The following is a 12718-nucleotide window of genomic DNA, read 5'->3' on the forward strand; positions in this document are numbered from 1 at the left end:
ATGAGAGTGAACGCGCCCGTGTGTGCACGACAAGCGGGTGTTTTGTCTGGTAATGCACCGCTCTGCCCGTCAGGCGTCAGCCGAAGACCACGTACTTGCCCCCATGGGAGTACAGGAGTCGGCCGCTGCCCGGCCATCACGCCCGCGCGGCCGCGTCACCGGGCGTGACGCGGCAGCGCGGACGGCACATGACTTCCCATAAACCTGGGCGGCCGGACGGCCTAGGGCCGGTTCAAAGCGCTGGGAGCGAGGCCTCAGCGCGCGGAGTCCGCCTTGCTCCGCTCCGTGAAGCGGGCCCGTGGTCCCACCGCCGTCGCGCCGTTGACGCCGCTGACACCCACGCCGACCGGCACGCGCTCCTCCTCCTGCTCCGGAGCCGCCGTGCCGTCCCGTCCGGGACCGCCGGCCGTGGCCGCCCTTGTCCTCCGACGGCGGCGATACCGCGGCGGGACCATGCCCTCCGCCCAGTTCGGCGTCCTCGGCGTGAAGCGCGGCAGCAGCAACAGCACCAGGCCGATCGCGCTCAGCACCACCACCGCGAGCACGATCCACATCGACGCCGAGTGGATGGAGTACGCGACGACGCCGAAGGCGATCAGCGCCGACCAGAAGTACATGATCAGCACGGCCCGGCTGTGCGAGTGGCCGACCTCGAGGAGGCGGTGGTGGAGGTGGCCGCGGTCCGCCGCGAACGGGGACTGGCCCTTCCACGTACGGCGGACGATCGCCAGCAGCAGGTCCGCGACCGGGATCGCGATGATCGTCAGCGGCAGCAGCAGCGGGATGAAGACCGGCAGCGCCGCGTGCGTGGCCTGACGGGTACCGCCCTCGAAGATCCGCAGGGCGTCCATGTCCACCTGACCGGTCACGGAGATCGCGGCCGCCGCGAGGACGAGGCCGATCAGCATCGAGCCGGAGTCGCCCATGAAGATCCTGGCGGGGTGCATGTTGTGCGGCAGGAAGCCCAGGCACATGCCCATCAGGATCGCGGTGAACAGGGTGGCGGGGGACGCCGCCTCGATGCCGTAGCTGAACCAGATCCGGTACGCGTAGAGGAAGAACGCCGCGGCCGCGATGCAGACCATGCCGGCCGCGAGACCGTCGAGGCCGTCGACGAAGTTCACCGCGTTGATGGTGATGACGACGAGGGCGACGGTGAGCAGGGTCCCCTGCCAGCTCGTCAGCGAGACGGTGCCCACGCCCGGGACCGGGATCCACAGGATCGTCAGACCCTGTACGACCATGACGCCCGCCGCGATCATCTGGCCGCCCAGTTTGATCAGGGCGTCGATCTCGAACTTGTCGTCCAGGACGCCGATGATCCAGATCAGGGCGGCGCCGGACAGCAGCGCGCGTGGTTCGTTCGACAGCTCGAAGACACTGTTCAGGTTCTCCAGATGGTCGGCGACCAGCAGTCCGGCGCACAGGCCGAAGAACATGGCGATGCCGCCGAGCCGGGGTGTCGGCTCGCGGTGCACGTCACGGGCGCGGATCTCCGGCATCGCGCCGGTGGCGATGGCGAACTTCCTCACCGGCCCGGTGAGCAGATACGTCACCGCGGCCGTGACACATAGCGTCAGCAGGTAATCACGCACGGGCTGCCCCACAGGAATCGCTGGCCATCTCAGCCCCACACCTTAGCTGTGGTAGCCACATGCTTGAGGACACGCGGGGCTCCGTGATGGTTGCACGCCGACGGCACAGCAATGCTGCTACCCCGCGAACGGAGGGAATCCCGCGACGAGACCCTGCACCTTTCCACGGATGTCGTGCGGCTCCCCCTGCTCCCGCAGCGCCGCCGTGAACAGCGTCGCGATCCGGCCCATCTCCCTCCGGCCCATGCCCTGCGTGGTGACGGCGGCGGTACCGAGCCGGATGCCCCGTCCGTCCCCGTACGGCAGCGCGCAGGTGTCCAGGACGATGCCGGCGGCGGCGAGCCGGCCACGGGCCACCCTGCCGTCGATGCCGAGAGGCGCCGTGTCCGCGCCGACGATGTGGGTGTCCGTGCCGTCCGTCAGCACGGCGAAGCCCTCCGCGGCGAGCGCGTCGGCCAGTTCCCGCGCGTTCGCGACGACCTGGTGCGCGTACGCGGTGAACGCGGGCGTCGCCGCCTCCCCGAAGGCGACGGCCTTCGCGGCGATCGTGTGCATCTGGGCCCCGCCCTGGGTGAACGGGAACACCGCCCGGTCGATGCGCTCCGCCAGCTCCGAGCCGCACAGGATCATCCCGCCGCGCGGACCGCGCAGGACCTTGTGGGTGGTGGCGCACACCACGTCCGCGTACGGCACGGGATTCGGCGCCGCGCCGCCGGCGACGAGACCGATGGGGTGCGCGGCGTCCGCGATCAGATAGGCGCCGACCTCGTCCGCGATGTCGCGGAACGCCTCGTAGTCGGGATGGCGGGGATAGGAGATCGAGCCGCAGACGATCGCCTTCGGCCGGTGCTGCCGGGCCAGATGGCGCACCTGGGGGTAGTCGATGAGCCCGGTCTCCGCGTCCACCCCGTAGGCGACGAAGTCGAACCACCGGCCGGAGAAGTTCGCCGGCGAACCGTGCGTGAGGTGCCCGCCGTACGGGAGCCCCATGGCGAGCACCGTGTCACCGGGGCGCAGCAGGGCCGCGTACGCCGCGAGGACCGCGGAGGAGCCGGAGTGCGGCTGCACATTGGCGTGTTCGGCGCCGAAGAGAGCCGTCGCCCGCTCGATGGCGATGCGCTCGGCGGCGTCGACGAGCTCGCAACCGCCGTGATGGCGGGCGCCCGGATAGCCCTCCGCGTACTTGTTGGCGAGCGGCGACCCGAGGGCGGCGAGCACCGCGGGGGAGGTGAAGTTCTCCGCGGCGATGAGCTGAAGGGTGGTTGCCTGCCGCTGCGACTCCCCGAAGAGGATGTCCGCGATCTGGGGATCCTGGCGGCGCAGTGCCTCGAAAGCCGTCGACGGCACGGAAGGCACTGCGCGGGCTTCATCGGTGACGGACATGACGGCTCCGGGGCCTCGGGGGGAGCTGCGGCACATCCAATGTAGAACCGGCGGAGCGCGGCCGCGCGGCACGTGCGCAAGACGGTTACGGGCGCCGGGCCGCCTTGCGGCTGTCCTCTCGGACTCCGCGTCCGGCCCGGCGGCCGTGGGACGTGCTCGCACTGCCCGGAACCTTTGCGGGCCCCGGACCGCGGATGCCTGCGCCTGTCCCTGCGGAGTCCCCTGACCGCCCGGCGTTCGTGGGACGCGCCAGACATCCCGGAACCGCCACAGGTCCCGGACCCGTTGCCTGCTGCTGTCCCCGCGGAGTCCCCTAACCGCCCGGCGTTCGTGGGACGTGCTCGCACTTCCCGGAACCGGCACGGGTCCCGGACGCCTGCTCCTGTCCCCACGGACTCCCCGTCCGGCCCGGCGGCCGTGGGACGCGCCCACACTTCCCGGAACCGGTGCGGGTCCCCGACCCGGTTGCCTGCGGCTGTCCCCGCGGACTCCCCGTCCGGCCCGGCGGCCGTGGGACGCGCCCACACTTCCCGGAACCGGTGCGGGTCCCCGACCCGGTTGCCTGCGGCTGTCCCCGCGGACTCCCCCAACCGCCCGGCGGCCGTGGGACGTACTCGCACTGCCCGGAACCGGCACGGGTCCCGGACGCCTGCTCCTGTCCCTGCGGACTCCGGAAGGAGTCCCCACTCCCCCGGGCGGGCCGGACCGGGTGCGCCTGTGGGCGGGGCTTCGAACCCCGCCTCGGCCTGGGCCGTGCCAGGCCCACGGACGGGCGTGCGTGCCGCTGTGCGCAGCCGACGCGCCTGCGGGCGGGCGTCGGCCTTCACGGGCGCGTCGGCGAGGGCAGCTCCAGCCCCGCCGGCGACTGAGGCGCGACCGCGCCATGCGCGCGAGACCGGCGACGCGGCGCGCGCGGGGACTCGTCCCCTACGCGGCGGCCACGGAACAGCCCGCCCCCGGCGGCCCCGCATCCGCGGCCACGCGCCCCGCCGTCAGGACCGCGCCCGTACCCCCGTCAGCGCCGTGACCACCGGGTCCAGCGCCTGGTGGATCTCGTCGCCGATCGAACGGAAGAACGTGATCGGCGCCCCGTACGGATCGAACACCTCGTCCGCGTCCGGGCTCGGGGCCAGCAGCCAGCCCCGCAGGGCCGCCGCCGCCCGCACCAGCGCGCGCGCACGCTCGACGACGCCGTCCTCGCGGGGGTCCGGGAGGGTTGCAGGGTCTATGGCGCGCACGAGGCGCGTGAACTCCTTGAGCGTGAAGGTCCGCAGGCCCGCCGAGTGGCCCATCGAGATGACCTGCGCGCGATGGTCGCGGGTGGCCGTCAGGACGAGGTCCGCGCGGATGACGTGCTCGTCGAGCAGTTCCCGCCCGACGAACCCGCTCGCGTCCGCGCCGAAGTCCGCGAGGACGATCTCGGCGTTGGCCTCCATCGGGGCGCCCTCGTGGCCCCAGGTGCCGGCGCTCTCCACGATCAGGCCGCCCGTGAGGGGATCGCCGAGGCGGTCGCTCAGGGCATGGCGGGTCAGCCGCTCGGTGATGGGCGAGCGGCAGACGTTGCCGGTGCTGACGTGGAGGATGCGGAAGGCCTGGCCCGTGCTGCTGGTTTCCGCTATGCCACGCCCCTCAGGGGCGGTCAATTGGCCACCTCGAGGTCTGGTACGACCTTGCGCAGCTCGTCCGCGGACAGGGCGCCCTCACGCAGCAGGACCGGCACCTTGCCGGTGACGTCGACGATCGACGACGGCACGATGCCGGGCGTCGGGCCGCCGTCGAGGTAGACGGAGACGGAGTCGCCGAGCATCCCCTGCGCGGCGTCGCAGTCCTCTGGCGAGGGGTGTCCCGTGAGGTTGGCGCTGGAGACGGCCATCGGGCCGACCTCGGTGAGCAGTTCGATGGCGACGGGGTGCAGCGGCATCCGGATCGCGACGGTGCCACGGGTGTCACCGAGGTTCCACTGCAGGGACGGCTGGTGCTTGGTGACCAGGGTCAGCGCGCCGGGCCAGTAGGCGTCGACGAGCTCCCACGCCTGCTCGGAGAAGTCGGTGACGAGCCCGTGCAGGGTGTTGGGCGAGCCGATGAGGACAGGGGTGGGCATGTTCCTGCCGCGTCCCTTGGCCTCGAGCAGGTCGGCGACGGCCTCGGGGCTGAAGGCGTCCGCACCGATGCCGTACACGGTGTCGGTGGGCAGCACGACGAGCTCGCCGCGGCGGACGGCCGATGCGGCCTCACGCAGGCCGGTGGTGCGATCCGTCGCGTCGTTGCAGTCGTATCGCCGAGCCATCAGCGGGCCTCCTCGTACACGTGCTTGGTCATCTGCTTGGTCATGGCATGGCCTTGCGGGCGGTGGCGAACCGCGGCCGCTTGTTCAGGTCGGGGTGGTCGGCTGCGTCGGCCCACCCGGATTCCTCGTTGAAGATCCACGGCACCTGGCCGCCCTGGGTGTCGGCGTGCTCGATGACGACGAGACCGCCGGGCCTCAGCAGCCGGTGCGCGGTGCGTTCGATACCGCGGATGGTGTCCAGGCCGTCCTCGCCGGAGAACAGGGCCATCTGCGGGTCGTGGTCGCGCGCCTCGGGTGCGACGTACTCCCACTCGGTGAGCGGGATGTACGGCGGGTTGGAGATGACCAGGTCGACCTGGCCGTCGAGCTCGGGCAGCGCGGTGAGCGCGTCGCCGTGGTGGACGGTGACGCGGGATCCCTCGGCGTTCTTACGGGTCCACTTCAGGGCGTCCTCGGACAGCTCCACGGCGTGCACGCGCGAACGCGGCACTTCCTGGGCCATCGCGAGGGCGATGGCGCCGGAGCCGGAACACAGGTCGACGATGAGCGGCTCTACGACGTCCATGGCACGCACGGCTTCTATCGCCCATCCGACGACCGACTCGGTCTCGGGGCGCGGCACGAACACTCCGGGGCCGACCTGGAGCTCCAGGTAGCGGAAGAAGGCGCGCCCGGTGATGTGCTGGAGCGGCTCGCGCGCCTCCCTGCGGGCGACGGCCTCCCAGTAGCGGGCGTCGAAGTCCGCGTCCTTGACGTTGTGGAGCTCGCCCCGCTTCACGCCGTGCACGAACGCGGCGAGTTCCTCCGCGTCGAACCGCGGTGACGGCACGCCGGCGTCGGCCAGCCGCTGGGTGGCCTGGGCCACCTCGGCAAGCAGCAGGTTCACGTGCCTACCCTTCCTGTGACGCTCGTGCGGACGATTCCTGGACCTACGGGACTGCTGGGTACTGCACCGGCTCCGCCGGTTCGCGGGCTACTGGGCAGCCGCGAGCTTGGCGGCGGAGTCGGCGTCGACGCACGCCTGGATCACGGCGTCCAGGTCACCGTCGAGCACCTGGTCCAAGTTGTACGCCTTGAAGCCGACGCGGTGGTCCGAGATCCGGTTTTCCGGGAAGTTGTACGTACGGATCTTCTCCGACCGGTCGACCGTTCGGACCTGGCTGCGGCGGGCGTCCGCGGCCTTGCTCTCGGCCTCCTCCTGGGCTGCGGCGAGCAGCCTGGAGCGCAGGATACGCATGGCCTGCTCCTTGTTCTGGAGCTGGCTCTTCTCGTTCTGGCAGGAGGCGACGATGCCGGTCGGCAGGTGCGTGATGCGCACGGCGGAGTCGGTCGTGTTGACGGACTGGCCGCCGGGACCGGACGAGCGGTAGACGTCGATGCGCAGGTCGTTGGCGTGGATCTCGACGTCGATCTCCTCGGCCTCCGGCGTGACCAGCACACCGGCCGCGGAGGTGTGGATACGGCCCTGCGACTCGGTGGCGGGCACGCGCTGCACGCGGTGCACCCCGCCCTCGTACTTCAGCCGCGCCCAGACGCCCTGGCCGGGCTCGGTCGCGCCCTGGCCGCCCTTGGTCTTGACGGCGACCTGGACGTCCTTGTAGCCGCCGAGCTCGGACTCGGTGGAGTCGATGATCTCGGTCTTCCAGCCGACGCGCTCCGCGTAGCGCAGGTACATCCGCAGCAGGTCGCCCGCGAAGAGGGCGGACTCGTCGCCGCCCGCGCCGGCCTTGACCTCGAGGATGACGTCCTTGTCGTCGCTGGGGTCGCGCGGGACGAGCAGCAGCCGCAGCTTCTCGGTGAGCGCCTCGCGCTCCTTCTCCAGGTCCTTCACCTCGGCGGCGAAGTCCGGGTCGTCCTGGGCCAGTTCACGGGCCGTCCCGATGTCCTCGCCGGTCCGCTTCCAGGCGCGGTACGTGCCGACGATGGGCGTCAGCTCGGCGTAGCGCTTGTTCAGCTTGCGCGCGTTCGCCTGGTCGGCGTGGACCGAAGGGTCGGCGAGCTTCTTCTCCAGATCGGCGTGCTCGCCGATCAGTTCCTCGACCGCTTCGAACATCGATGGCTCCTGGTTCCGTACACGAAGGGGTGGCTGCGGTGGCTGCTCAGAACGGACAAAGCGCCGGTCCCGGCCACCCCGGAGGGGCGGCCGAGGACCGGCGCAATGGCTCGCTACTTCTTGGCGGAGCCGGCAGCCTTGCCGAAGCGGGCCTCGAAGCGGGCCACACGGCCACCGGTGTCGAGGATCTTCTGCTTGCCCGTGTAGAACGGGTGGCACTCGGAGCAGACCTCGGCGCGGATGTTGCCGCTCTGGATCGTGCTGCGGGTGGTGAACGACGCGCCGCAGGTGCAGCTGACCTGGGTCTCGACGTACTCGGGGTGGATGTCGCGCTTCAAGGTGTCTCCTAGGTTCGGGAGGGCACCGGGTCGCACGGGCGGGGATGCTCGTACGTGAACCGGGGCCGACGTACCAGTCTGCCAGGACCGGCCGTATCTCCCAAAACCGGGGTGGGGGCTGAAGTATTCCTGGGGGCCGGAGTGGGTATTACGGGCTCTTCACGACGGTGGCGGCGTCGCCCTTGTCGCCCGCGGAGTCCCGCACCGCGGAGGCCGGGATCGGCCGGTCCTGCTTGAGCGCCGTCCACACCTGCCGGGCGCCGGTCTCGACGGGGACGACCCGGTTGGGGTCGGCCGGGTCGTACTCCACCGGCATCGTGATCATGTCGACGTCCTCCGCGCCGAGGGAGCTGAGCCCTCTGGCGAAGCCCATCAGCTCGTTCACGGAGTCCAGCCCGGAGTCGGGCGTGATCGCCTTGGTGCCGGCGTCGGCGAGGTCCAGGAGCTTCTTCGGGCTGCTGAACACTCCGACGTCCTTGACCTGGTCGATGAACGCCTTCATGAAGGCCTGCTGGAGCTGGATGCGGCCGAGGTCGCTGCCGTCGCCCACGCTCTTGCGGGTGCGTACGAGGCCGAGCGCCTGCTCCCCGTCCAGGCTGTGGGTGCCGGGGGCGAGGCTCAGGTGGCTCTTGCTGTCGTCGATCGGCCGCGTGGTGGTGATGTCGACGCCGCCGAGCTCGTCGATGAGCTTCTTGAAGCCCGTGAAGTCGACCTCGATGTAGTGGTCCATGCGGATCCCGGACATCGCCTCGACCGTCTTCACGGCGCAGGCGGGCCCGCCGACCTCGTACGCGCTGTTGAACATCGCCCGCTTCTCGCCGGGGACGGTGGTGCCGTCGCGGCCGGTGCACTCGGGCCGCCCCACCAGGGTGTCGCGCGGTACGGACACCACGCCGGCGCTCTTGTGGCCCTGGTAGACGTGCACGACCATCGCGGTGTCCGAGCGGGCCGCGCCGTCGTCGTCGCCGTACTCGGAATTCGCGCCGGAACGGGAGTCGGAACCGAGCACCAGGATGTCCATGGAGCCGTTGTCGACGTTCTTCGGGCGGTCCTCGCCGAGGGCGGACTCGATGTCGACGCCCTGGAGGTTCCCGTTGAGCTTGAAGTAGAGGAGGCCGAGACCGGAGCCGCCGACGAGCACCAGGGCGGCCGCGACCCATGCGACGACCGTCCAGGTCCTGCGGGCCTTCGTGGGCCGCTTACGGCGTCTGCCGCCCCTCGGGGGTCCCGCCACGCCCCCTGGGCGGAGTATTCGGCCGCCGCTGCTGCTCTGCTCGCTCATGCTCTCCTCGGCTCTCGCTGCTCCCGCTACCCCCGGTGGTGGTGTTCAGGCGCGGTTTGTCGTGGTTGCTCAGACGTCGGAGCAGCGAGAAGCGTTGCACGGCCCGGTGAGAACTCCCTGAGAACGCCTCGGGCCCACCGCGCGGTGCGCGATGGGCCCGAGGGACAGCTCCAGGGACCTGGTCCCCTCGGTCACCAGCGGTTTCTGCCGGTGGTGGAGGAGGACCGGTGGTCCCGCGCCGGGCCCTTGGCGGGCCCGGCGGCTGTGGCGAAGCTCTCTCAGTCGTTGCCGTTGCCGGCCGACGGAGTCGTCTTCTGGATCTGCAGCAGGAACTCGCCGTTCGACTTGGTCTGCTTCATCTTGTCGAGCAGCAGCTCGATCGCCTGCTGCTGGTCGAGCGCGTGCAGCACACGACGCAGCTTCCAGGTGACGGCGAGCTCGTCGCTGCCGAGCAGGATCTCTTCCTTACGGGTGCCGGACGCGTCGACGTCCACCGCCGGGAAGATGCGCTTGTCGGCGAGCTTGCGGTCGAGCTTGAGCTCCGCGTTGCCGGTGCCCTTGAACTCCTCGAAGATCACCTCGTCCATCCGCGAGCCGGTGTCGACCAGCGCGGTGGCCAGGATGGTCAGCGAGCCGCCGTCCTCGATGTTGCGCGCGGCGCCGAAGAAGCGCTTCGGCGGGTAGAGCGCGGTCGAGTCGACACCACCGGACAGGATGCGTCCGGAGGCCGGGGCCGCCAGGTTGTAGGCGCGGCCGAGGCGGGTGATCGAGTCCAGCAGGACGACCACGTCGTGACCCAGCTCGACGAGGCGCTTGGCGCGCTCGATGGCCAGCTCGGCGACGGTGGTGTGGTCCTCGGCGGGACGGTCGAAGGTCGAGGAGATGACCTCGCCCTTCACCGACCGCTGCATGTCGGTGACCTCTTCCGGACGCTCGTCGACGAGGACGACCATCAGGTGGCACTCGGGGTTGTTGTGGGTGATCGCGTTGGCGATCGCCTGCATGATCATGGTCTTGCCGGTCTTCGGCGGGGCCACGATCAGGCCTCGCTGGCCCTTGCCGATCGGCGCGACGAGGTCGATGATCCGGGTCGTCAGCACGCCCGGGTCGGTCTCGAGACGCAGCCGGTCCTGCGGGTACAGCGGGGTCAGCTTGTTGAACTCGGGGCGGCCGCGGCCCGATTCGGGCGCCATGCCGTTGACCGAGTCCAGGCGGACCAGCGCGTTGAACTTCTCGCGGCGCTCGCCTTCCTTGGGCTGGCGCACGGCACCGGTGACGTGGTCACCCTTGCGCAGGCCGTTCTTGCGGACCTGGGCGAGGGAGACGTACACGTCGTTCGGGCCGGGCAGGTAGCCGGAGGTCCGGATGAACGCGTAGTTGTCGAGGATGTCCAGGATGCCCGCGACGGGGATCAGGACGTCGTCGTCGGAGACCTGCGGCTCGCCGGCCTGGAAGTCGTCACGGCCACGGCGGCCACGGCGGTCGCGGTAGCGGCCGCGGCGTCCGCGACGGCCACCGGCCTCGTCGTCGAAGTCGTCCTGGGGGCCGGTGCTCTGCTGGCCGCCCTGGCGCTGCTGGCGCTGGCCGCCGCCCTGCTGCTGCTGGTCGTCGCCCTTGCCGCGGCGGTCACGCTGACGCTCACGGCGCTCGCCGCGGTCCCCGCGCTCGCCCCGGTCGCCACGCTCGGCGCGGTCCCCACGGTCGGCGCGGTCGCCACGCTGACGGTCACGGCGGCCTTCCGCGGTGTCCACGGCGGTGTCGGCCTTGGCCTCGGGCCGCTCGTCGGTCTTGACGTCGGTCTTGACCTCGACGGCGGTGTCCCCGCGGGCCTCGGTGCGGGTGTCCGGGCTGCCCGCCTGCGCCGTGGCGCGGCGGCGGCGGCGCTCACCGGCGGGCTGGTCGTCTCCCCCGGAGCCTGCGGCCTGGGCGATGCCTCCGGCCGGTTGTCCCGGGATGTCGATCTGCTGCTGGGCGACGGCCTTCTCGGCCTTGTCGGCCTTCTCCGCCTTCTCGGCGGCGGGGGCAGCGGCCTCGTCACCCGTGCGGGTCTTCGACGTGGCGCGGCGCTTGGGCTTGGCAGGGGCCTCGGCGCCCGCCTCGGCGCTCTTCGCCGGGGAGCTCCCTCCGGCCTGCGCCTCCTTGATGACCTCGATCAGCTGGCTCTTGCGCATACGCGCGGTGCCCCTGATGCCGAGGCCGGACGCGACCTGCTGCAGCTCGGCCAGGACCATGCCCTCGAGGCCGGTGCCGGAGCGGCGGCGCCGTGAGGTGGTGCCCGAGGCAGCACCTGCGGCGGGCGCGGCGTTGTCGACGTTGTTGTCGGCAGTCACGCCCATCAGATCGGTGGTGTCGCTCACGAAGGGTCCTTCCCTGGAGCGGACGTCGGCCTTCTGGCTCGGCGACCGGTTGTGCTGTCCGGCTGCGGTCCTGGGTGTGGGCCGTGCCGGAGCGGTGGTCCCGCCGGAGAATTGACGGCGGAGAGAGATACATGCATACGTGCAAGGTCCGGCCCGAGGTCCCCCTGCTCGGCCCACTCCTGGAAAAAGCGAGGGGTGTCGTGCCGGTTCCGGAGCGTGCTCGAAACTGCTCAGGCAGGCTGCTCAGGCAGTTTGGGGAGGCTCCCGGAAGAATGGTGGTCCCGATGAGGGACGCAAAGCGCCGCGTCGTGAGGACGACGACCGCTGACTTGAGGTTAACACTACCGGCTCCAACAAACATTCCCCCTCTCTCTCACCGGCAATCGTGTGGCAAACGTGTGTCCCTAGGGCGCGAGCGGCAGAACGCTCGCACCCGCGGCGTCGAAGGCGAGCCGGTTGGCCGCCCATCCCTCGCCCGCCAGCCGTGCGACCTTGTCGGCCGCACTGTCCTCGGCCAGCGCGAGCACCGTGGGGCCCGCGCCGGAGATGACTGCGGGAACGCCGTCGGCGCGCAGTCGGTTCACCAGATCGACGCTCTGCGGCATCGCCGGGGCCCGGTACTCCTGGTGGAGACGGTCCTCCGTGGCGGGCAGCAGCAGCTCAGGACGCCTGGTCAGCGCCTCGACGAGGAGGGCGGCCCGGCCCGCGTTGGCGGCGGCGTCGACATGCGGCACGGTACGCGGGAGAAGCCCGCGGGCCGTCTCCGTGAGCACCGGCTTGGACGGAACGAAAACCACCGGAACGACGGAATCGGCGGGATCCATCCTGATCGCGCGCGCCGCTCCCGATTCGGTCCAGGCGAGGGTGAAACCGCCGAGGAGACAGGCGGCGACGTTGTCGGGGTGGCCCTCGATCTCGGTCGCGAGCTCGAGCAGCGCCACGTCGTCGAGCTTCGCGTCGCCCCCTATCGTCACGGCGCGGGCGGCGACGATGCCGGCGCAGATCGCGGCCGAGGAGGACCCGAGACCGCGGCCGTGCGGGATGCGGTTGGCGCAGACGACCTCGAGGCCGCGCGGCTGTCCGCCGAGCAGGTCGAAGGCCGTGCGCAGGGCCCGTACCAGCAGGTGGTTCTCGTCCCGGGGCAGGGTCGACGCGCCCTCACCGGCGATGTCGATGTGCAGACCGGAGTCCGCGACCCGGACGACCACGTCGTCGTACAGACCGAGCGACAGCCCGAGGGCATCGAAGCCCGGACCGAGATTGGCGCTGGTTGCGGGGACGCGCACCCGGACGGCGGCGGCGCGGAACGCTGGACCGGCCATCGCTCGACGACTCTCCTTGGTTCTGAACTGCGGGATGTACACGATTGGTTCGAGAGGCAGGAATACCCGTGGGCCTCGGCGGTGGAAACACCGCGACGGCA

10 protein-coding genes are annotated in these 12718 nt (G+C 71.1%); all 10 read right to left on the reverse strand.

Features of this window, described 5'->3' with window-relative positions:
• Positions 1-254 precede the first annotated feature (254 nt).
• The 10 genes from SPRI_RS12385 to thrB all read right to left on the reverse strand — a co-directional run bounded on the left by SPRI_RS12385 (position 255) and on the right by thrB (position 12617).
• Complete coding sequence (locus SPRI_RS12385) at positions 255-1595, reverse strand: MraY family glycosyltransferase (RefSeq protein ID WP_005311866.1); 1341 nt, start codon at positions 1593-1595, stop codon at positions 255-257.
• Between the two features lie 117 nt (positions 1596-1712).
• Positions 1713-2978, reverse strand: a complete 1266-nt coding sequence (locus SPRI_RS12390) for a serine hydroxymethyltransferase (RefSeq protein WP_005311868.1) — start codon at positions 2976-2978, stop codon at positions 1713-1715.
• 992 nt (positions 2979-3970) lie between these two features.
• Positions 3971-4621 carry an arsenate reductase/protein-tyrosine-phosphatase family protein gene (locus SPRI_RS12395; protein ID WP_005311870.1) on the reverse strand — a complete coding sequence of 217 codons (651 nt, stop codon included), beginning with the start codon at positions 4619-4621 and terminating at the stop codon, positions 3971-3973.
• Complete coding sequence (locus SPRI_RS12400) at positions 4618-5265, reverse strand: L-threonylcarbamoyladenylate synthase (RefSeq protein ID WP_005311872.1); 648 nt, start codon at positions 5263-5265, stop codon at positions 4618-4620. The genes SPRI_RS12395 and SPRI_RS12400 overlap by 4 nt, the downstream gene beginning before the upstream one ends.
• Before the next feature lie 40 nt (positions 5266-5305).
• Positions 5306-6151, reverse strand: coding sequence for a peptide chain release factor N(5)-glutamine methyltransferase (prmC, locus tag SPRI_RS12405; RefSeq protein WP_005311874.1), 846 nt, complete (start codon positions 6149-6151; stop codon positions 5306-5308).
• 87 nt (positions 6152-6238) lie between these two features.
• A complete protein-coding gene (gene prfA / locus SPRI_RS12410) occupies positions 6239-7318 on the reverse strand; it encodes a peptide chain release factor 1 (protein ID WP_005311877.1) in 1080 nt (359 codons plus the stop codon).
• A gap of 113 nt (positions 7319-7431) precedes the next feature.
• Positions 7432-7656, reverse strand: coding sequence for a 50S ribosomal protein L31 (gene rpmE, locus SPRI_RS12415; protein WP_005311879.1), 225 nt, complete (start codon positions 7654-7656; stop codon positions 7432-7434).
• A 148-nt stretch (positions 7657-7804) separates the two neighbouring features.
• A complete protein-coding gene (locus SPRI_RS12420) occupies positions 7805-8938 on the reverse strand; it encodes an LCP family protein (protein ID WP_037773739.1) in 1134 nt (377 codons plus the stop codon).
• A 278-nt stretch (positions 8939-9216) separates the two neighbouring features.
• Complete coding sequence (gene rho, locus SPRI_RS12425) at positions 9217-11295, reverse strand: transcription termination factor Rho (protein WP_037773741.1); 2079 nt, start codon at positions 11293-11295, stop codon at positions 9217-9219.
• Between the two features lie 404 nt (positions 11296-11699).
• Positions 11700-12617, reverse strand: coding sequence for a homoserine kinase (gene thrB / locus SPRI_RS12430; RefSeq protein ID WP_037773743.1), 918 nt, complete (start codon positions 12615-12617; stop codon positions 11700-11702).
• Positions 12618-12718: the final 101 nt, after the last annotated feature.

The organism is Streptomyces pristinaespiralis, assembly GCF_001278075.1.
Taxonomy (GTDB): Bacteria; Actinomycetota; Actinomycetes; order Streptomycetales; family Streptomycetaceae; genus Streptomyces; species Streptomyces pristinaespiralis.